Origin of the sequence: Paracoccus halophilus (assembly GCF_000763905.1) — a bacterium.
GTDB classification, from domain to species: domain Bacteria; phylum Pseudomonadota; class Alphaproteobacteria; order Rhodobacterales; family Rhodobacteraceae; genus Paracoccus; species Paracoccus halophilus.
In genome coordinates this window covers 55,904-75,675 of sequence record NZ_JRKN01000016.1, presented here as the reverse complement: position 1 = coordinate 75,675, position 19,772 = coordinate 55,904, and the positions used below count along the sequence as shown (strand labels likewise).

The 19,772-nt window shown below is 66.4% G+C and carries 20 protein-coding genes, 1 tRNA gene and 4 pseudogenes; 10 read left to right on the top strand and 15 right to left on the bottom strand.

Annotated features, from left to right (window positions below):
- Positions 1-11: 11 nt before the first annotated feature.
- Both IT41_RS19970 and IT41_RS21615 read right to left on the bottom strand, forming a co-directional pair.
- Positions 12-197: a hypothetical protein gene (locus IT41_RS19970; RefSeq protein ID WP_074948111.1), complete on the bottom strand. Its 186-nt coding sequence runs from the start codon at positions 195-197 to the stop codon at positions 12-14.
- Positions 151-516 (bottom strand): annotated as a pseudogene (locus tag IT41_RS21615) (IS701 family transposase); the annotation flags it as partial. The gene IT41_RS19970 and the pseudogene IT41_RS21615, both read right to left, overlap by 47 nt.
- Before the next feature lie 85 nt (positions 517-601).
- On the opposite strand from IT41_RS21615, the pseudogene IT41_RS21325 reads away from it, so the two are divergent.
- Both IT41_RS21325 and IT41_RS21320 read left to right on the top strand, forming a co-directional pair.
- Positions 602-932, top strand: a pseudogene (locus IT41_RS21325) (IS3 family transposase); the annotation flags it as partial.
- Between the two features lie 86 nt (positions 933-1,018).
- Positions 1,019-1,195, top strand: a complete 177-nt coding sequence (locus IT41_RS21320; RefSeq protein ID WP_175496418.1) for a hypothetical protein — start codon at positions 1,019-1,021, stop codon at positions 1,193-1,195.
- Positions 1,196-1,219: 24 nt separating this feature from the next.
- Here IT41_RS21320 and hpbD read toward each other — a convergent pair whose 3' ends face one another.
- The 3 genes from hpbD to IT41_RS12170 form a co-directional block, all read right to left on the bottom strand.
- Positions 1,220-2,329, bottom strand: a complete 1,110-nt coding sequence (gene hpbD / locus IT41_RS12180) for a 4-hydroxyproline betaine 2-epimerase (protein WP_036741688.1) — start codon at positions 2,327-2,329, stop codon at positions 1,220-1,222.
- A 65-nt stretch (positions 2,330-2,394) separates the two neighbouring features.
- Positions 2,395-3,462, bottom strand: coding sequence for an FAD-binding oxidoreductase (locus IT41_RS12175; RefSeq protein ID WP_036741686.1), 1,068 nt, complete (start codon positions 3,460-3,462; stop codon positions 2,395-2,397).
- A 2-nt stretch (positions 3,463-3,464) separates the two neighbouring features.
- Complete coding sequence (locus IT41_RS12170; RefSeq protein ID WP_036741683.1) at positions 3,465-4,703, bottom strand: aromatic ring-hydroxylating oxygenase subunit alpha; 1,239 nt, start codon at positions 4,701-4,703, stop codon at positions 3,465-3,467.
- A 114-nt stretch (positions 4,704-4,817) separates the two neighbouring features.
- On the opposite strand from IT41_RS12170, the gene IT41_RS12165 reads away from it, so the two are divergent.
- The gene (locus IT41_RS12165; protein WP_036741680.1) at positions 4,818-5,696 is read left to right on the top strand and encodes a LysR family transcriptional regulator; all 879 of its coding nucleotides are present in this window, start codon (positions 4,818-4,820) and stop codon (positions 5,694-5,696) included.
- Positions 5,697-5,798: 102 nt separating this feature from the next.
- On the opposite strand, the pseudogene IT41_RS22045 reads toward IT41_RS12165, so the two are convergent.
- A pseudogene (locus tag IT41_RS22045) lies at positions 5,799-6,159 on the bottom strand (FCD domain-containing protein).
- A 64-nt stretch (positions 6,160-6,223) separates the two neighbouring features.
- On the opposite strand from IT41_RS22045, the gene IT41_RS12155 reads away from it, so the two are divergent.
- The 3 genes from IT41_RS12155 to IT41_RS19955 are packed head-to-tail and all read left to right on the top strand — an operon-like array spanning position 6,224 to position 7,190.
- Complete coding sequence (locus IT41_RS12155) at positions 6,224-6,718, top strand: TRAP transporter small permease (RefSeq protein WP_139221689.1); 495 nt, start codon at positions 6,224-6,226, stop codon at positions 6,716-6,718.
- A 3-nt stretch (positions 6,719-6,721) separates the two neighbouring features.
- Positions 6,722-7,033, top strand: a complete 312-nt coding sequence (locus tag IT41_RS12150; RefSeq protein ID WP_036741672.1) for a TRAP transporter large permease subunit — start codon at positions 6,722-6,724, stop codon at positions 7,031-7,033.
- Between the two features lie 4 nt (positions 7,034-7,037).
- Positions 7,038-7,190: a hypothetical protein gene (locus tag IT41_RS19955; protein WP_139221688.1), complete on the top strand. Its 153-nt coding sequence runs from the start codon at positions 7,038-7,040 to the stop codon at positions 7,188-7,190.
- 186 nt (positions 7,191-7,376) lie between these two features.
- Here IT41_RS19955 and IT41_RS12145 read toward each other — a convergent pair whose 3' ends face one another.
- Positions 7,377-8,513, bottom strand: a complete 1,137-nt coding sequence (locus tag IT41_RS12145; RefSeq protein ID WP_036741669.1) for an alkane 1-monooxygenase — start codon at positions 8,511-8,513, stop codon at positions 7,377-7,379.
- 51 nt (positions 8,514-8,564) lie between these two features.
- Positions 8,565-9,605, bottom strand: coding sequence for an A/G-specific adenine glycosylase (locus IT41_RS12140; RefSeq protein WP_036741666.1), 1,041 nt, complete (start codon positions 9,603-9,605; stop codon positions 8,565-8,567).
- 74 nt (positions 9,606-9,679) lie between these two features.
- On the opposite strand from IT41_RS12140, the gene IT41_RS12135 reads away from it, so the two are divergent.
- Positions 9,680-10,231, top strand: coding sequence for a DUF721 domain-containing protein (locus tag IT41_RS12135; protein ID WP_052081477.1), 552 nt, complete (start codon positions 9,680-9,682; stop codon positions 10,229-10,231).
- Positions 10,228-10,893: a DsbA family protein gene (locus tag IT41_RS12130; protein ID WP_036741660.1), complete on the top strand. Its 666-nt coding sequence runs from the start codon at positions 10,228-10,230 to the stop codon at positions 10,891-10,893. The genes IT41_RS12135 and IT41_RS12130 overlap by 4 nt, the downstream gene beginning before the upstream one ends.
- Before the next feature lie 36 nt (positions 10,894-10,929).
- On the opposite strand, the gene lpxK is transcribed toward IT41_RS12130, so the two are convergent.
- From lpxK to IT41_RS12090, 7 genes and pseudogenes are all read right to left on the bottom strand, one after another.
- A complete protein-coding gene (lpxK, locus tag IT41_RS12125) occupies positions 10,930-11,919 on the bottom strand; it encodes a tetraacyldisaccharide 4'-kinase (protein ID WP_036741658.1) in 990 nt (329 codons plus the stop codon).
- Positions 11,916-13,148 carry a 3-deoxy-D-manno-octulosonic acid transferase gene (locus IT41_RS12120; protein WP_036741655.1) on the bottom strand — a complete coding sequence of 411 codons (1,233 nt, stop codon included), beginning with the start codon at positions 13,146-13,148 and terminating at the stop codon, positions 11,916-11,918. The genes lpxK and IT41_RS12120 overlap by 4 nt, the downstream gene beginning before the upstream one ends.
- A 15-nt stretch (positions 13,149-13,163) precedes the next feature.
- The gene (locus IT41_RS12115; RefSeq protein WP_036741719.1) at positions 13,164-13,409 is read right to left on the bottom strand and encodes a DUF4170 domain-containing protein; all 246 of its coding nucleotides are present in this window, start codon (positions 13,407-13,409) and stop codon (positions 13,164-13,166) included.
- Positions 13,410-13,718: 309 nt separating this feature from the next.
- Positions 13,719-13,804: transfer RNA gene (locus tag IT41_RS12110), tRNA-Leu, on the bottom strand.
- A gap of 101 nt (positions 13,805-13,905) precedes the next feature.
- Positions 13,906-15,624 (bottom strand): methionine--tRNA ligase, encoded by a 1,719-nt coding sequence (gene metG / locus IT41_RS12105; protein WP_036741652.1) that lies wholly within the window; start codon positions 15,622-15,624, stop codon positions 13,906-13,908.
- An 876-nt stretch (positions 15,625-16,500) separates the two neighbouring features.
- Positions 16,501-16,956, bottom strand: coding sequence for an NUDIX hydrolase (locus tag IT41_RS19940; protein ID WP_036741649.1), 456 nt, complete (start codon positions 16,954-16,956; stop codon positions 16,501-16,503).
- A pseudogene (locus IT41_RS12090) lies at positions 16,957-17,392 on the bottom strand (GcrA family cell cycle regulator).
- A gap of 132 nt (positions 17,393-17,524) precedes the next feature.
- On the opposite strand from IT41_RS12090, the gene IT41_RS12085 reads away from it, so the two are divergent.
- Together IT41_RS12085 and IT41_RS12080 are read left to right on the top strand one after the other, a co-directional pair.
- Complete coding sequence (locus IT41_RS12085) at positions 17,525-18,346, top strand: ABC transporter permease (RefSeq protein WP_081967544.1); 822 nt, start codon at positions 17,525-17,527, stop codon at positions 18,344-18,346.
- A gap of 167 nt (positions 18,347-18,513) precedes the next feature.
- Complete coding sequence (locus IT41_RS12080; protein WP_036741645.1) at positions 18,514-19,686, top strand: aspartate aminotransferase family protein; 1,173 nt, start codon at positions 18,514-18,516, stop codon at positions 19,684-19,686.
- Positions 19,687-19,772: the final 86 nt, after the last annotated feature.

The following is a 19,772-nucleotide window of genomic DNA, read 5'->3' as shown; positions in this document are numbered from 1 at the left end:
GATCCGCCCTATCATTCCAGTTGCATTTTCTGTTTGATCTGGGCGCGCCTTGCCGCAGCCTGATGCGCCCTTCGCCAAAGCGGCCATGCGATGATTTGAGCTGGCTGGATCTGCCGCTGTGCGATGCGGTCGGCGATGCGGCATTTGCGTGATGGCGAAGGCCAGCCTGACCAGAGAAACATGGCGGTGCCGGCCATGCCAAGAGCGTGTTTCGCTGTGACCGAGGCCGAGTTCGTTTTCTGCGCTCTCGAAACTGTCCTCGACCGCCCGTCGATGCCCTTCAACCTGCACCAGGGTTTCCATGGGTGTGCGCTGCGGGGATCAGGCGGAAAAGAAAGCGAGCTCACCATCGGCAATGTTGCGGCGGATCAGCAAGCCCCGTGTCCACAGGCCGGTGAAATGCGCGTCAAGATCACAGGCATCGAGATCAGCCAGCTCCGGACAGGCCCAGCCATGGAGCCGCTCTCCCGTCGTGCCGAGGCCAGCCGACAGGCGACGCCAGGTCGCGGCGGGCAGGCGCATGTAGCGAGTCTATGTTGCAGGTGTTCATGCAACCGGGTGCCCAAGCTAAATGCAAGCAGGTGCCGATCCGAGTGAGAGCCAGCAGAAGAGGGGGCATCCTGAAAAAGACCACCCAGTTCTTCGCGAGCCAAACGCCGTGATGTTCAGGTTCGTCGAAGAGCAGCGCGGGGCCCTGCTGATCGACCGGCTGTGCCAGGTGATGAATGTCAGCCCCGCGGCTTACAGGCCTTTCGCAGTTGCCCGGCGAGCCGCCGGCAGGGCATGGACCTGGTGGTTCTGCCCATATCAAGGAGCAGTCGCGGTTGAGCCTGGCCAATTGCGGCCGCCCAAGGATGGCCGAAGAGCCGAAGCAGTTCGGCCGCCGTGATCGCCGTCTTCTCGGTGTAGAGCTTGGCCATGGCCACGCGGGCATAGGTATCGACGAGGTTTTACACATAAAGCGCCGAAGGGCGGCGGTATTCATCCCATCGACGAAGACATCAACCGGATTATCGCCATGGTGCTTGCCCCCTTCGTCGACTGGATGAACACCAACCTGCACGGTCTGTTCGCCGCCATCGGCGCCACGGTCGAGGCGGTTCTGGGCGCCCTTTCAGGCGATCCTGCTCTATCCGTCGGTCCGCGCGGGGCCGATGGTCTGCGCGCCGGTTCCGACCGGGATCCGACGAGATGAAACCGGGCGCCACGGCAGACGGCGTTATGAAAACGAGGCGACCGCAGGGCCGAACAGGCTGTCGTCGGGCGTGATGCCAAGGCCCGGACCCTTTGGCAGATCGATATGGCCGCCGGTGATGCGGATGCCGTTCTCTTCGTCGTAATTGCCCTCGATATAGGGCTGGGCGATCCAGACGCCCTCGTTCAGGCGCGGCTGCACCGTGGCCCCGATATGGGTGCAGGCGGCGGCGATGATGTCGCCGCCCCAGGCGTCGTCGCAGGTATGGGGCAGCGCGCGGGCCTCGCAGATGTCGCGGAAGGCCGTCATCGCCTGCAGGCCGCCGATGCGGGTGACCTTCATGCCGAAGCCGTCGCAAAGCCCCTGGCCGGCGGCGCGGATCACGGTGGACAGATCCTCGCCATTCTCATCCAAATAGATGCCGTGATGGACGCGGTTGCGGATCGAGACGATCTCTTCCAGCGTGTTGCAGGGCTGTTCCATGACGAAAGGGATGTCCGGGCATTCGCGGCTGAGCCGCAGCACGTCGCGGGCGGGCAGGCTGCGATTGCCGTCGATGGCCAGCCGCACGCCCTTGCCGCCGATCCGCTCCCAGACCTTGCGGACCGTCTCGATATCCGTCTCGACCGGGCGGTTGCCGATCTTGATCTGCAGGCGCGGAAAGCCCTCGGCCACCTTTTCGGCGGCGATGCGGGCGATCTCGTCCGGCTCGCCGATGCCGGTCGCGTAATAGGATGGCACCCGTTCGCTGGCCACGCCGCCCAGCAGATCGGCGACGCGGACCCCGTAATGCTTGCCCATCAGGTCATGGGCGGCGATGTCCAGCGCCGCCTTGGCGTAGTTGTGGCCGCAAAGCTGGCCGTCCATCCTGCGCCGCAGCAGCAGCGGCTGCAGCGGGTTCGCGCCGATCAGGCCGGGTGCGATCTGGGACAGCGCGGCAACCGCGCCAAGCGCATGGCTGGGCGCATAGGTGGGGCCGACCGGGCAGGTCTCGCCCCAGCCGGTCAGGCCGTTATCGGCGACGATCCTGACCAGTGTGGTCTGCAGGGACCAGACGGTCGAGCTGGCGATGGTATAGGGCCCGTTCTTCACGGGCATGTCATGCGTATGGATGTGGATTTCCGAGATTTTCATGGGCTGTCCCTGTCATGTCGATGGAAATGCTGGCTCAAGGGGGCGGGCGCCCCCCGTGATATGGGTCACAGGTCGATGGTGACGTTTCCGATCGGCCGCGAGCAGCAGGCGAGGATATAGCCTGCCTCGACATCCTCGTCGGTGATGCCGCCGTTATGGACCATATGCACCTGACCCGAGAGCTTCTGCACCTGGCAGGTGCCGCAGATGCCCATGCCGCAGCCCGATGGGATCACGATGCCCGCCGCGCGGGCGGTGGCGAGGATGGTCTCGGTCTCGGCCGCGCGGGCGGACCTGCCCGAGGCGGCAAAGGTGACCTCGGCCAGCGCATCCTCTTGCGGCACCACGTCCTCGGGCACCAGTTCCGCCTCGGCCGGCGGGGCGCCAAAGCTTTCCTGGTGATAGCGGGCCATGTCGTAGCCCAGCCCGTGCAGGATGTCGCGCACCGCCTGCATGAAGGGCTCGGGGCCGCAGCAATAGACGTCGCGCTCCAGATAATCCGGGGCGACCAGCCCCAGCATCAGCTGGTTGAACATGCCGCGAAAGCCGGTCCAGGGGCGCAGCGGATCGGGCTCTTCGACGATCCATTTCAGATGGATCCCCGGCGTGCGCGTGGCCATGTATTCCAGCCCCTCGCGAAAGATGATCTCGGAGGGGCGGCGGGCGCAGTTGACGAAGACGATATCCGGGTCCAGCCCGGAATCGTAGAGAAAGGTCGTCATCGACATCATCGGCGTGATGCCCGAGCCGGCCGAGATGAACAGGTATTTCGCCAGCGGCTCGCGCATCATCGAGAACCGGCCGGCCGGTCCCCTGACGCGGATCCGCATGCCCGGCCGCAGGTGGTCGAACATCCAGCGCGTGCCGACGGAATCCCGTTGCGCCTTGACCGTCACCGTCAGCGAGGTCGGCCGCGAGGGCGACGAGGAAATCGTGTAGGTGCGCTGCACCGGCCCGCCGGGCATGGGCAGTTCCAGCGTCAGGAACTGCCCCGGCTCAAAGCTGAACAGCGCGCCCGAGGGGCTGCGAAAGCAGAAGGTCATGACGTTCGGCGCCTCCTGCAGATAGGAGGCGCATTCCAGTTCCTCGGCGTCGGTCCAGAAGGCCAGCGCCGGCTTGGTCAGGACGTTCATCCCTACTCGGCCGCGATACGGCTGGGGGCAAGGCTGCGTTCCATCCAGTCCGCGTACCAGTCGATGAACTGGATCACGCCGCTTTCCCAATCGGGCGAATACGGGCCGGGAATATAGGCGGGCGAGAAGATGCCCTCCTGATTGGTCTCGACGATCTCGCGATCCTCGTCATTGGTGGCGATCCAGACCTCGGTCAGGCGCTTGAGATCGTAATCCACGCCCTCGACCGCATCCTTGTGCACGAGCCAGGTGGTGGTCACCTCGGTCTCGGTCGGGCTGATCGGGGTGACGCGGAAGGTCAGCGAATGGTCGGGCAGGAAATGGTTCCAGGTCGAGGGATAGTGGAAGACCATCAGCGATCCGGCGTCGGATTTGGCGACGCGGCCGAGCTGCCTTGCCACTGCTGCCTTGCCGTCCATCGTGTAGCTGACGGCGGTTTCCTGCAGCGGCATTCGCGCCAGACGGTACTGGCCATCGCTGCTGAGCAGGAACTGGGCCGGGGCGCCGGCCGCGGCACAGGCATCGAAATGGTCCTGGATGCGCTGCGAAAGCGAGCCATCGGCCGAGACGCCGGCAACCTCGGGGTCGAGCGGGAAGGACCGGCACAGGGCCGGATGGTTGCCGCCGCAATGATAGCATTCGCGGTTGTTTTCCCAGACCAGCTTCCAGTTGCCCTTTTCGATGATCGAGGAACTGTGCGCGACCTTGGCCTCGGACAGGTCATGGACCGCCAGATAGGGTTCGGCCTGACGGGCGAAATCCTCGAAATCCGGCGGGGTGTCGGCCAGGCAGATGTAGATCAGCCCCTTGAGGTTGCGCAGCGCCACCGGGCGCAGCCCGTGCCGGGTCGGGTCGAAATCGGGCCCCATGCTGTTGGCCCAGAGCAGCTTGCCGTCGAGGTCATAGGTCCATTGGTGATAGGGGCAGACCAGCTTTGGTACGTGCCCCTCGCGCTGCTTGCAGACGATCGAGCCGCGATGGCGGCAGGAGTTGTGAAAGGCGCGGATCTCGCCATCGCGGCCCTTGACGATGACGATGTTATAGGCGCCGACCCGCATCGTGACATAGCTGCCCGGCTTGACCAGCTGGCAGGCCGGAACGGCATAGAGCCATTCGCGGTAGAAGATGTGCTCCATGTCCAGCTGGAAGATCTCGGCCGAGGTATAGAAGGGTTGCTCAAGCGCGTGACCGGGGACCCGGCGCGCGAGCAGGTCGTGGATGTTCGGATGGGTGGCGGTCATTTTCGGCTTCCCTGTCGGTGTTGAACCCGACCAGCCTTCCACCGACTCAACCCCTGTTGACAACGGCATAAAAATTCATCCTGGATTACCTGAGGTAACCTGAAGGCCTCCGATATGCGCAGCCCCTATGATTTCGCGTCGATGACCGCGCTGATCTGTTTCGAGGCGGCGGCCCGCAACGCCAGCTTCAAGACCGCCGCGCAAGAGATGAACGTGACGCCGGCCGCCGTCAGCCACCAGATCAAGGCGCTGGAGCAGGAGCTTGGCTGCGCCCTGTTCATCCGCCGGCATCGCGGCGTGGAACTGACCGAAAAGGGCGCCTTCCTGCTGGTCGCGCTGCAACGCGGGTTCGAGACGATCTCGGACACCGTGAGCCGGCTGCGCGACCGGCCCGATGTGGTCGATGTGACCATCCGCACCACCACGGCGGTCAGCGCGCTGTGGCTGACGCCCAAGATCACCGCCTTCTGGAAGATCCATCCCGACATCACCGTCTCGCAGGTCATCAGCGATGTCGCCACCTCGACCAGCCGGCACGATCTGAACATCGGCTATGCGTTTCCCGGCAATGACAGCGACGAATGGCGCGAGATCTTTCGCGACCGGATCCTGGCCTATGGCACGCCGCGCTTTGCCCGCGAACACGGCATTTCGGGCATCGGGGATCTTCTGCGGGCGCCGCTTATCCACATGAGCGACGACAATGCCTGGACAGGCTGGGCGGACTGGTTCCACGAGCTTGGCCATCCCGCGCCCTCGGGCCGTGGCCTCCTGGTCAACAATCACATGATCGCCCTGCAAGCGGCCGAGGACGATGTCGGCGCGGTGCTGGGCTGGGAGGGGCTGATGAGCCGCGTCCTGCAAGGCGGGCGTCTGGTCAATCTGGTGCCCGAGAGCATCGCCTCGCCAGCGGCGTTCTGCCTGAGGCTGAACCCGCGCGCATCGGCCAAGGCCAGGCTGTTCGCAGACTGGCTGACCGGGGACCGGATCTGATGCGGGTATCCGCTGCCGGCCGGGGTTTCCCGCCCGTCAAGCGGACTTGTGCCACGGCCGCCAGGCCGGTTTCGATCTTTACGGATCCGCCACAACCGCCCATTAGGCGTCGATAGTTTCCTGCAGATGCGCGGTCACGGCTGCCTCGGCCGCCTCGGCATCGCCGGCCTTGATCGCCTCGAAAATCTCGACATGGCGGGCAAAGGCGCGCTCGCCGGCGCCGGGTTGCTGGATTGCGACACGGCGATGTTCGGCCAGCCAGACCTGAACGACGTTGTGCAGCGAGCCGAAAGACGTTCTGGCTGACCTGGGCAATCGCCAGGTGGAAATCGATATTGGTTCTGACAAGGCCCTCGGGGTCGCCGATGGTCTGCCGGTTGGCTTGCAGCGCATCGCCGATGGCCCCGAGATGCCGGGGCGTCGCCCTGCGCGCCGCGAAACGGGCCAGGAAGCCCTTGAGCATCATGCGCGCTTCCTGAAGCAGTCGCAGCCTTTCGGGGCGGGACAGGACGAAACGGGCCGGCCCGTTGAACTCCTCGATCAGCCCGCTGGTCTCCAGGGCGACCCGTCACCTTACCCAGGGGATCGGATTGCTGGCCAATCTGCTACTCGCCGGTATGCCGGTCGTGATCGGCTGGCAGGTGGTGGCGCGCTTCCTCCTGGGCGCGCCGTCCATGTGGGCCGAGGAACTGGGCCGCTATCTTCTGGTCGCCGCGACCATGCTGTGCTCTGCGATCCTGATCGAGAAGAACGACCATATCGCCATCGAGACCGTCGTGAAGATGCTGCCCGGGCGTCCGAGAATTGCGCTGACCTGGCTGCGCGATGCGATCTCACTGACGATCTGCGGGTTGATCGCGTGGTATGGGCCGACGCCGGTTGGGATCGGAGTGCGGCAAAGCTCGGCCGGCATGCCGATCAAGATGTCGCTGCCCTGCCTGGCGATCCCGGTCGGCGCCGCATTGATGGCGCTGATCCTCGTGCTGGGCCGGATCAACCGCCAGCACCAGCAGGAAAGCTGAGACATGGATTCTGCACTTCTCGCCCTGATCCTGACGGGCACGATCACCTTCTGCATCCCGATCGGCGTGCCGCTGGCGCTCTCGATCATCGCGGGCTCCTTTGCGGCGATCCTTGCCCATGGCGGCGCCAATCCGGTGATCGCGCCGCGGCGGCTGTTCGCGGGCATGGACAGCTTTTCGCTGATGGCCATACCGGCCTTCCTGTTCGCGGGCGCGACCATGTCTAATGGAGGGATATCGTCAAGGCTGATCGATTTCGGCAACGCCCTTGTCGGTCTGCTGACAATGCGGCCCGGGCGTGTCGGAAACTGCTGATCAGATGACCATCTCGGCGATCAACCGCAATTTTCCGGGGCGCGGCGGTCCAGGCAAAACATGGCTCGCAAGCCCGCTGACGGTTGTTGCCAGTGCGAACGCGGGCAGAATTTGTTCTTTCGAGCAGTTGCGGCGGATGTGTGCGGATGGCGTTTGAAGCTGGCTGTCCGGGGAGGGCTGAAGCAGGATTGGCTATCTCCGCAGCATTGCCGCCATCGGCTACGGAATGCGTCGAAATACGCGGCTGTCGTGATGGGGCGGCAGGATCGGGGCCATGCCAAGCCTGTTGCCGGCTTGCGCAGGTATTTTTTCGGTTCCGAAGCGGCGCGTGCGCCGGTCGCGGCTATGGCGCACCGCGCGGCATCGGGTTCTCGCCACGGTTATAGGGTTTCCAATCCTCGATCTCGGGATAGAAGCGCCGGCGCCATGCGCGCACGCGCGGGTTCATCCGGCGGCGCCAGAGCGGCGGCACCATGGCCAGCGTCGCCATCACCGGATAGCCCAGAGGAAGCTGCGGTGCCTCGTCCTCGGCATAGGTCTGCAGCAGCGGAAAGCGGCGGTCGGGCTTGAAATGGTGATCCGAATGGCGCTGCAGGTTGATCATCAGCCAGTTCGTGACCTTGTGGCTGGCGTTCCAGCTGTGGCGGGGCCGGACATGCTCGTACCGGCCGTCGCCCAGATGTTTCCGGGTCAGTCCGTAATGTTCGACGTAATTCGTCAGCTCGAGTTGCCAGACCGCGACCAGCGCCTGCCAGCAGAACAGCAAGACCCCTTGCCAGCCGCCGATCGCTAGCGCCAGCGCCAGCATTGCCAGTTGCAGCGCGCCATAGCGCCAGAACGGGTTGCGGCGGTCCCAGGGCCTGCGGCCGGCGCGGGCCAGTCGCTTCGTCTCGGCCCGCCAGGCGCTGCGGGGGCAGTCGATCAGGACATGCAGGAAATAGTTCCAGAAGCCCTGGCCATAGCGCGCCGTGACGGCGTCGCGCGGCGTCGCGACCCAGCTATGATGGACCAGCAGATGCTCGGAGCGGAAATGCCCGTAGAGCGTCGAGGCCATGAGCAGGTCGCCCAGCCAGCGCTCGAGCGGGTTCTTTTGATGCATCAGTTCATGGGCATAGACGATGCCGATCGTGCCCGAGGCGATGCCGATGCCCCAGAACAGGCCCAGTTGCTCGGCCAGCGAGAAATCGTTGCGCGTCACATGCCAGATCGCGCCGAATACGAGCCCCGCCTGCACCGGAAACCAGATGACGGTAATGGCGCGATGCCAGAAAAGCTGGCTTTCCGGCGTTTCGGTATCGGGGTTTTCCCGGTTCAGCCCCAGCAGCCAGTCAAGGATCGAGGTCATGTACCACGCATATGAGGGCACCAGCATGAACCACCAGCCGCCCTTTTGCAGGGCGATGACGACCATGGGCACAATGCCCAGCGACAGCCAGAAGGGCAGCGCCTTGATCGGGCGGGAAGGAAAGGCGGTTTGCATCACGGGTCCATGAACTAGCAGGGAATTCATAATATAGAATGAACCACGCGGCTATAGTTCGTCCCCGCCGGCCCGCGCCTGCGGGCGCGCCAGTGCCCAGGCCTTGCGCATCAGGCCGGGCAGGGCATCGGCGCTGAAATCGCGCAGCGGCAGCAATCGCCCCCGCCCGGGCGGGCTGTCCAGCCGCGCGCTCATCACCGTCAGGTCCAGCGCGAAATGGGTGAAGACATGGCGCACGAGGCCGGCCTTCTGCCAGTCCGCATGCGCGGGCGGCGCCAGGTCCGAGCCGTCCCAGCCGGTCGAGGGGAAAGCCAGCGTGCCGCCCAGCAGGCCCCGCGCGGGGCGTGTCTCGACCAGCACGGCCTCATCTGTCCAGCCGATCCAGACCGTGCCCTGCCGCAGCGGCTTGGGCTTTTTCGGCGATTTGCGCGGCAACTCGGCGGCGATCCCCTGGCTGCGGGCCAGGCAATCGTCATTGACCGGGCAGATGCCGCAGGCGGGATTGCGCGGCGTGCAGATCGTGGCGCCCAGATCCATCATCGCCTGGGCGTAATCGCCGGGCCGGTCTTGCGGGGTCAGTCTGCCGGCCAGCGCCACCAGTTCGGGTTTCGCGGCGGGCAGCGGCGTCGGCACCGCGAACAGCCGCGCCACCACCCGCTCGACATTGCCGTCCACCACCGTTTCGGGGCGGTCGAATGCAATCGCGGCAATCGCGGCCGAGGTATAGGGGCCGATCCCCGGCAGTTCGGCCAGCGCGGCGCGGGTGTCGGGAAATGCGCCCAGGGCGGAGACGGCGCGCGCGCAGGCGATCAGGTTGCGGGCGCGCGCGTAATAGCCAAGCCCGGCCCATTCGGCCATCACCCGGGCCTGCTCGGCCGCGGCCAGATCCTCGATTCGCGGCCACAGGTCGGTGAAACGCAGGAAATAGGATTTCACCGCCGCGACAGTGGTCTGCTGCAGCATCACCTCGGACAGCCAGACGCGATAGGGGTCGGCAGGCCCCTGCCCGGGCGGCACGCGCCATGGCAGGGCGCGGGCATGGCGATCGTACCATGCCAGCAGTTTTTCCGCGATCACCTGCGGGTCACGCAATTTTCAGTCCTCTTTCTCTGGCGTCCGGGCGCGACACGGTCCAGACTGCGCAGACAGTAACCAGACGGGACAAGATGGCCCAGAACAAAGCCGATGCTCAAGCCCGACGCCGCATGCGCGGTTTCGAGAGCGCCGCCCAGCTTGTCGCGCAGCGGGTTCGGGCGGCCGGCGAAAGCCGGGGCTTTGCCGTCGCACGCCTGCTGACGCATTGGCAGGAGGTCGTCGGCCCCGAGATCGCGCTGCATGCCCGTCCGGTCAAGGTCAGCCATGGCAAGGGGTTCGGCGCCACGCTGACCCTGCTGGTGCCCGGTGCCCGCGCGCCCCTGATCGAGATGCAACTGCCGCGTATCCGCGACAAGGTGAATGCCTGCTATGGCTTCAACGCCGTGGCGCGCATCGTGCTGACCCAGACCGCGCCCACCGGCTTTGCCGAGGGGCAGACGCCGTTTACCGCCGCGCCGCCGCGCAAGCCGGCGCCCGACCCGGCGCGGATCGCATATGCCCGCAATCAGGCCGAAGACATCGCTTCGGGCTTCGACAATCCCGCGCTTGCCGCCGCCATGCGGCAGATGGCGCTGAACATACTGTCCCGCGCGGACAACAACGACCGAAAGGCCAATCCATGAAACTGCACCGCCGTTCCCTGATCGCCGCCGTCATGGGCGCGATGACCGTCTCTGCCTTGCCCGCTTTCGCGCAGGATGCGCAATCGGAAGCCGGCGATGCCGGGCAGATGCCCGAAGGCAGGATGCTGCCCGATATCGCCATGGGCAACGAGGATGCGCCGGTCACGATCATCGAATATGCCAGCTTTACCTGCAGCCATTGCGGCGCCTTTTACCAAGAGAACTGGCCGCGGCTGAAATCGGAATATATCGAGACCGGCAAGGTCCGCTTCATCCAGCGCGACATCTATTTCGACGGTGTCGGCCTGTGGGCGGGGATTCTTGCGCGCTGCGCCGGGGATGACAAATATTATGCCATGTCGGACATGCTGTTCAGCCAGCAAAAGACCTGGCTCGACGCCAGCAATGGCGATGAGATCGCGGCGAATCTGCGCAAGATCGGCACCGCCGCCGGCCTGACCGAAGAGCAGATGGATAGCTGCTGGGCCGACAAGCAGAAGATCGCGGATCTGGTCACGACCTTCCAGCAGAACGCCACGGCGGATGAAATCGATGGCACGCCCACCTTCATGATCGCAGGCGAAAAGGTCCAGAACCAGCCCTGGCCCGACCTGAAAAAGATCATCGACGCCAAGCTGGCCGAGGCCGGGCAGCAAGGCTGATCCGCGCGCCGCGGCTTCGGCCGCGGCGGTTTCCGGCTACAGGCCCAGCCTCGTCAGACATTGTTCCAGCGGCGCCGGGTCCTCCAGTTCCAGCCGCACCGGCAGGGCCAGAACCTTGGCGCGGAAGCCGCGCGGCATGCGCGCCGCGTCTTTTTCGGTGGTCACCATCTGTGCGCCGGCCAGCCGCGCCTCGGTTTCCAGCCGGGTCAGCAGCCGCGGCGTAAAGGGCTGGTGATCCTCGAGCGCCTCGGCCCGCAGGACCCGGGCGCCAAGGCCGCGCAGGGTGGCAAAGAATTTCTCCGGATGACCGATCCCGGCGAATGCCATGACGGGCAGATCCTGCCAGTCCATGCCGGTCTGCAGGGGGGCAAGCCGGCCGCGCAGATGCAGCAGCGACAGGCGCGCGCCCCAATGCGCGGCGAAACGCTCCTGCGCCTCGGCTTCGCCGATCGACAGCAGCAGATCGGCGCGCGCAAGGCCCCGGCCGACCGGCTCGCGCAGGGGGCCGGCGGGCAGGCAAAGCGCATTGCCGAACCCCTTGGCGGCATCGACGACCACCAGCGACAGGTCATGCGCCAGCGCCGGATCCTGAAAGCCGTCATCGAGCAGGATCGCCTGCGCGCCGGCCCTGGCCGCCGCGCGCGCCCCGGCGGCCCGGTCGTCCGAGACCCAGACCGGCGCGAAGGCCGCCATCAGCAGGGGTTCATCGCCGACCTGCTCGGCGCTGTGCTGCGATTCGCGCACCTGCAGCGGCCCTTTCTCGTGCCCGCCATACCCGCGCGAGACGATCTGGACCGCGATGCCGCGCGCCTGCAGAAGCTGCGCCAGCATGATCACGGTGGGCGTCTTGCCGGTGCCGCCCGCATTCAGGTTGCCCACGCAGATCACCGGCACGCCGATGCGCGCGCGCGGCCCTCGGGCCAGCCGCCGCGCGGTGGCCGCGGCATAAAGCGCGCCCAGCGGCGACAGCAGCCGGGCTGCCGGCCCGGCCGGCCGGAACCAGAAGGCGGGGGCGCGGCGGCTCATTGCCGGCTCTCCATCGCGTCGATCACGGCACTGGCGATCCGGCGCAGCACCGCCGCGCCGCCGGTGCTGACCGACCAGGCGTTGCCGGCCAGCATCGCCGCCTGATCCGGGGCCGAAAGATCGGCGACCGCCCGTTTCAGCCCCGCCGCATCGGCGACCATCCGCGCCGCCGAGGCGCCGTCGAGCTGCGTCCATTCGGCGGCATGCGCCCCGGTCAGCGGCCCGTGGATGATGGCCGAGCCCAGGGCGGCGGGCTCGAACGGGTGGCGTGGTGCGAGGCCGGGGCCGGGCAGCAGCGTGCCGCCCATGAAGCAGACCGGGGCCAGCCGGTACCACAGGCCCATCTCGTCGTCTTCGGCGGCGATCAGCACATGGTCGTCGGGCGCGGGGTCGCTGTCCTCGGATCGCAGGACCGCCGCCAGCCCCAGGTTTTCAAGCTCTTGCCGGATCGGTGGAACGATCTCGGGCGGCAGGGCGGCAAGCACCAGAAGCGCGCGGTGGTTGTGATGCAGCGACGATTGATGCGCGGCCAGGGCGGCGCGCGCCTCGGGCAGGGTGGGGGCCGCGGCCAGCCAGACATGCCGGCCGGCAAGGATCTGCGCCAGGGCGCGGCGCTCGGCCTCGTTGACGGCGGGGGGCGGCAGGGTTTCGGTGACCGGGCCGGTCAGTTCGACCCGGTCCTGCGGGGCGCCCAGCTGGCGGGCCGCCGTGCCGGCATTCAGGTCCGGCGCAAGGATGCGGCTGATGCGGTGCATCAGGCCGCGATTGATCGCGCCGCGCCATGAGCTGCGCCGGGTATAGGCGCTGAGGCGGGCCTCGGACAGGATGATCGGCAGGCCCCGATCGCCCATCACGGTAATCAGCGCCGAGGGCAGCTGATCACCGACCAGCAGCAGCACCCGGGGGGAAAGCGCGTCGATCATCCGGCGCACCGTGCCCGGATCGCGTGACAGCGGCAGATAGATCGCGCGCAGATCCTCGGGCCGGGTCCCGGCCGGTGGCTGGGCGCCGGTAAGAACGAAGCGCAGGCCCGGCCGCTTGGCCAGCATGGCCCGGATCAGCGCCGCGAGCGGCGGCGGATCGGCGGCGCGTTCGGACAGGTGGACAATGGCCAGGGGCCCCTCGCCCGGGGGCGGGGTGAAGACCTGTTCCCGGCCGTCGCCAAGCGCCGCGCGACGGCGCAGGTGCAGCCACAGAGCCAGCGATGCGGTGGTGTTGGCCGGTGCCATCCGGTCGGGGCGGGATCAGCCGCCCAGTTCCTCGGTCGGGCTGACCTCGCGTTCTTCGTCGCGCAGCCGGTGCAGGTGGGCGATGAAATAACGCGTATGGGCGCTGTCCACGGTGCGCTGCGCCTCGGCCTTCCAGGCGGCATAGGCGGTCTGGTAGTTCGGAAAGATCCCGACAATATGTATCTTGTCGGTGTCGCGGAACTCGGAGCGCGAAGGGTCGGTCAGCTCACCGCCGAAAACAAGGTGAAGGCGCTGCGCCATCATGTTCTCCTGCATGGGTCGTCCGGCGCGAACCTAACCGAGTGGCGCGGGCGAACCAAGATGAATTGTATAAATCCGATGGTTCTAGGTGTTTGCGGCGAATCGTCTTGCGTCGTAAAAAGGTCTGGCCGGCAGAAAGATCGGCCCGGAAGGTCTGAACGTGGTGGTAAGGATCGCCCGGGGGGCAGGGAAGGTGGACCGGTGTGCTTTCTCCTGCCGTTTTTCTGCGATCGCGGACAGTCTCTGCAGGGGCTGTCCGCGGTTCCGGCGTCGGATTGCCGTTTGCGGCCGGTCCGGCGCGGGAGCGGGTGGTGCGGGCGGCGGGACTTGAACCCGCACAGGCTTGCGCCCCAGGGAGTTTAAGTCCCATGCGTCTACCATTCCGCCACGCCCGCGCCGGCGCTTGGCTAGCGGGCATCACGGCGCTTGGCAAGCCTGACCTGCATGGAGGGCGCCGCCGGCGGGCCGGGCGGGGGCGTGCGACAGGCGGCCGGGTTCAGCCGCGAATCCCCTTGAAACGTTCGCGCCATTCGTCGCGGCTTTCGTCGCTGATCTTGGCGAACAGCACCTCGGGCACGATGAAGGCATGGCCGGCGGGCAGGGCTTGCAGCGCCGCGCGGATGTCGTCGGGCCAGTCGCGGTTGTCGGTCCGCATCGCCGACAGCATCGCATCCGAGGCAAACGGGATGAAGGCCGAGGACAGCACCGCGTAAAGCCGGATCAGGTTCAAACCCAGCCGGACCTGCATGGCGGCGCGCTCGGGCTCGGTCTTGAAGGTGGACCAGGGCGCTGCGGATTGCAGATATTCGTTGCCCAGCACCCAGATCGCGCGCAGCTCGGCGGCCGATTTGCGGATCTCCATATGGTCCATGAAGCCCTCATAGGCGCGGATGCGGCTGGTCAGCGCCTCGATCAGGGCCTCTTCCTCGGGGCCGTAGCTGCCGCCCTCGGGGACCGTCTCGCCGAACTTGCTGCGGCAGAACTTGGTGATCCGGCTGACGAAATTGCCCAGCACATCGGCCAGATCCTTGTTCACCGATTGCTGGAAATTGTCCCAGGTGAACTCGCTGTCGCCGGATTCGGGCGCATGCGACAACAGCCACCAGCGCCAGTAATCGGCCGGCAGGATCGACAGCGCCTGATCCATGAACACGCCGCGTCCCTGGCTGGTCGAGAACTGGCCGCCGTCATAGGTCAGGTAGTTGAAGGACTTGATGTAATCGACCAGCTTCCACGGCTCGCCCGAGCCGATGATCGTGGCCGGAAAGCCCAGCGTGTGGAAGGGCACGTTATCCTTGCCCATGAACTGGGTATAGGTCACGTCGCCTGCGCCCTCGTCCAGGCGCCACCAGCGGCGCCAGTCGGAATCGGGGCGGCCCTGCGCATCGGCCCATTCGGCGGTGCCGGCGATATATTCGATGGGCGCGTCGAACCAGACATAGAAGACCTTGCCTTCCATCCCCGGCCAGGGCTTGTCGCCCTTTTTCACCGGGATGCCCCAGTCCAGATCGCGGGTGATGCCGCGATCCTGCAGCCCGTCGCCGTCGTTCAGCCATTTCTTCGCGATCGAGGTGGTCAGGATCGGCCAGTCGCTCTTGCCGTCGATCCATTCCGCCAGCTGCTGCTTCAGCGCGCTCTGGCGCAGATAAAGGTGCTTCGTCTTGCGCACCTCGAGATTGGTCGAGCCGGAGACGGCCGAGCGCGGCTCGATCAGGTCGGTCGGGTCCAGCTGCTTGGTGCAGTTCTCGCACTGGTCGCCACGGGCCTTGTCATAGCCGCAATTGGGGCAAGTGCCCTCGATATAGCGGTCGGGCAGGAAGCGGCCGTCATCGACGGAATAAACCTGGCTTTCCTCGACCTCGGTGATCCAGCCGTTTTCGTCCAGCTTGCCGGCGAAATGCTGGGTCAGGACGTGGTTGCGTTCCGACGACGAGCGGCCGAAATGGTCGAAGGACAGGCCGAAATCCCGCGCGATGGCGGCCTGGACCTGATGCATCTCGGCGCAATAGATGGCGACCGGCTGGCCGGCCTTGCGGGCGGCCAGTTCGGCCGGCGTGCCGTGTTCGTCGGTGGCGCAGATGAACATCACCTCATGCCCGCGTTCGCGCAGGTATCGCGCATAGAGATCGGCGGGAAGCTGCGAGCCGACCAGATTGCCGAGATGCTTGATCCCGTTGATGTATGGGATCGCCGAGGTGATGAGATGCCGGGCCATATACGGATCCTGTAACTTTCGTGGCCCGTATTTAGCCGCCGGAACTGGCGAAGACCAGAGACCTGTCCCGCCGCGTCACAGTTGAAAACCGCCGTCGCGCGACCATATGTCCGATATGTAACGATCCAGTGACAATCAAGTATCGTCCGGTTATGCTGCGGCCAGCATCCGCTGGCGCCTGCGTCATTCCGGCCCGTCCGAAACGAGATTACCCATGCCGAACCTTCGCCCGAACCCGTCCCTGTTTCTGAACCTGCAGCTTGGCCTGGGGCTGACTGCGGTCGGGTTCGACCTGCTGACCCAGGACGAGGTGCGGCTGATCTTCAAGGAGGGGCACAGCATCGAGGTCATGTCCTATCTGCTGCTGCTGTTCGCGGCGCTGGCCTGGCTGGCCCTTGGCATGGCGAAATCGGTGCGCGGACAATGGCATATTCCGATGATCCTGACGCTGATGGCGCTGCGCGAGATGGATTTCGACAAGCGTTTCACGACCGAGGGCGTGCTGCAGCTGCGCCTCTATTCCGGTGGCGCGCCGCTATGGGAAAAGGCGATCGGCCTCGCGGTGGTGCTGCTGATCGTGATCTGCGGGTTGCGGCTGATGTTTCTGAACCTGCCGCTGTGGTGGCGCGGACTGCGCGAAGGCGCGGTGCCAAGCTGGCTGGTCGGGATCGGCGCGGTGCTGCTTGTGGTGTCGAAATCGCTGGACGGGCTGGGCCGCAAGCTGGCGCCGCTTGGCATCGAGCTTGAGCAATGGCAGGGCACGCTGGCCGGCCGGCTCGAAGAGATCCTGGAACTCGGCATGGCGATCCTGCTGGTGCAGGCGGTGGTCTATTTCGCGCGGTCGCGGCAGGCCGATCCGGTCGCCAGCGCAATCGGTCAGCCCGAATTCGTGCGCCCAAGGCCGGCCAGGGCAAGCGCCTTGGCCAAGGTTTCGGGCACCCGCGCGCTGAGCGGCAATCTGGCCGACAGCACGTCATCCGCCGCGATCCAGCGGGCATCCAGCGCATCGTCACCCGCGACCGGCCGGCCCGAGACATATTCGCAAAGCACCGCCGCCAGAAGAAAGTGAAAGCGCAGGCTGCCATCGGCGGTGCGTTCGATCACGTCGATATTGTCGATATAGCCGCGCGGGCGGGCGGTGATGCCGGTTTCCTCGGCCAGTTCGCGGGCGGCGGCGGCAAGGCCGGTCTCGCCGGGTTCGACATGGCCGCCGGGAAAGCCCCATAGCCCGGCATCGGGGGGATTGCGGCGCCGGACCAGCAGGACGCGCAAGCCGTCGCCGCTGCCGTCCAGCGTCACCGCCAGCGCGGCAAGCCGGGGCAGATGCGGCATCTAGCGCCTGCGGTCGCGGCGCGAGCTCATCGGCTGGAAGGCGACGCCGACATGCGCCTCGCAATAGGGTTTGCCGGGCTGGCTGGGCAGGCCGCAGAACCAGAACCTGTCGGTCGCCGGGTCGCCGATCGGCCATTTGCAGGTCCGCTCGGTCAGTTCCATCAGGTTCAGCTTGCGGGCCTTTTTCTCGACCTCGCGGACGCTGGCCAGCGCCTCGGGGCTGATCTCGTTGGCCGAGGGCTGCGGCGGCAGGCTTGGCGGCGGGGGCGCTGGCCTCGGTGCCCTCGTCATTGCGGTTCGACAGGCCCAGCCGGTGGACCTTGCCGATCACCGCGTTGCGGGTCACGCCGCCCAGTTCCTTGGCGATCTGGCTGGCCGACTGGCCTTCGGCCCACATGCGTTTCAGCGTCTCGACGCGCTCATCCGTCCAGGACATGGCTTGCCTTTCCTGCGCCGGGTCGGTCCCGGTGCCCTATGCTACTTGTGGCTTCAATTCCGCGAAACCCCGCCTTAAATCCGGGGATAGCCAGATTTACCCGTCCGATGCCGCAAGTTCAAGGAGGCAGCGATGCAACCGCTCCAGTCCAGCCCCGGAAATCGCCAGATGGGGGTGCGCCGTTTCGGCCGGATCAACTGGCTGGGCCTTTATACCCTGGCCCGGCGCGAGGTGATGCGCTTCATGAATGTCTGGCAGCAGACAGTTCTGGCGCCGCTGGTGACGGCCGGCCTGTTCGTCGTGGTCTTTGCCCTGGCCCTGGGTCAGAACCGGGGCGAGATCATGGGCCTGTCCTATCTGGCCTTTCTGGGGCCGGGCATCCTGATGATGACGGTGATCCAGAACGCATTCGCCAATACCTCGTCCAGCATCATCTCGGCCAAGATGCAGGGCAATATCGTCGATACGCTGATGCCGCCGCTGTCGGCGGGCGAGATCCTGGCAGGCTATCTGATCGGCTCGCTCCTGCGGGCGCTGATCGTCGCGACGGTGATCGCCATCGGCATGGCGCTGGTCATCGGGCAGGGGATCGCGCATCCGCTGTGGATGCTGGCCTTTGTGGTTCTGGGCGCGCTGCTGATGGGCGGGCTGGGCCTGCTGGGCGGGATCGTGGCGCAGAAATTCGACCAGATGGCGGCGATCACCAATTTCATCGTCACGCCGCTGTCCTTTCTGTCGGGGACCTTCTATTCGGTGCAGGCCCTGCCCGAGCCGTTCCGCACCCTCGCGCACTGGAACCCGATCTTCTACCTGATCGACGGCGCGCGTTATGGCGTCGCTGGGGTATCGGACGCGCCGCCGCTGCGCGGGCTGGTCGTCTGCGCGCTGGCCGTCGCGCTGGTTCTGCTGCTGGCCTGGCGCTGGCTGGCCACCGGCTATCGGATGAAGCCGTGAAACCCGTTGCGCCGCCCCGAATTTGCCGCTATGCGAAAGCCATGATCATCCGGGCCGCCCATATCGCCTGTCCCCGACGTTGACGCCTCGACGTCCGATCGCGCCTGCCTTTTCGTCACCTTTTGCCACCGCCATACCGCGGCCATCGCCTGTAAGAGGACAATTCCATGATTTCGCACGTCCTGCCGACCTATAACCGCGCCGACATCGCCTTTGAACGGGGTGAGGGCAGCTGGGCCATCGCGACGGACGGGACGCGATATCTGGACCTTGGCGCGGGCATCGCGGTGAACGCGCTTGGCCATGCGCATCCCGAACTGGTCGCCGCGCTGACCGGACAGGCGGGCAGGATCTGGCATGTCTCGAACATCTATCAGATCCCGCAGCAGGAAAGGCTGGCCGATCTGCTGGTCGAGCATACTTTCGCCGACACCGCCTTCATCACCAATTCCGGCACCGAGGCGGCCGAGCTGGCGATCAAGATGGTGCGCAAGTACTGGGCCGAACAGGGCGACCCCGAGCGGTACGAGATCCTGACCTTCGAGGGCGCGTTCCATGGCCGCTCGACCGGGGCAATCGCGGCGGCCGGCTCGGAAAAGATGGTCAAGGGGTTCGGGCCGCTGATGCCCGGCTTCCGGCAATTGCCCTGGGCGGACATGGCGGCGCTGGAGGCCGCGATCAGCGACCGCACCGCCGCCGTGATGCTGGAGCCGGTGCAGGGCGAGGGCGGCATCCGCCCGCTTGCCGACGAGGATCTGCGCCTGATCCGGCAGCTCTGCGACCGCACCGGCGCCCTGCTGGTGCTGGATGAGGTGCAGTCCGGCATGGGCCGGACCGGCAAGCTCTTCGCGCATGAATATGCCGGCATTATCCCCGATATCATGATGGTCGCCAAGGGCATCGGCGGCGGCTTTCCGCTGGGCGCGGTGCTGGCCACGGAAAACGCGGCCTCGGCCATGGTCGCGGGCAGCCACGGCTCGACCTATGGCGGCAATCCGCTTGCCTGCGCGGTCGGGACCCGGGTCATGGAGATCGTGACCGAGCCCGCCTTTCTGGCCGAGGTGAACCGCAAGGCCGGCCTGCTGCGGCAAAAGCTGGAAGGTCTGGTCGCCGCGCATCCCGATGTTTTCGAGCTGGTGCGCGGGCAGGGGCTGATGCTGGGGCTGAAATGCAAGGTGGCGCCGGCGGATCTGGTCCGGGCGGGCTATGCCGAGCATGTCCTGACCGTGGCCGCGGCGGACAACACCCTGCGTCTCTTGCCGCCGCTGACCATCACCGATGAGGAAATCGGCGAGGCCGTCGCCCGGCTGGATCGCGCCGCCGCGCGGCTTCAGGGCTAGCGCATGCGGCCTTGGTTCCATCTGTCCGGCGGGTCGGCTGCCACGCGCCGGTGTGGTGTTTCGGGAATCGGGCGGGTGCCGGGCGT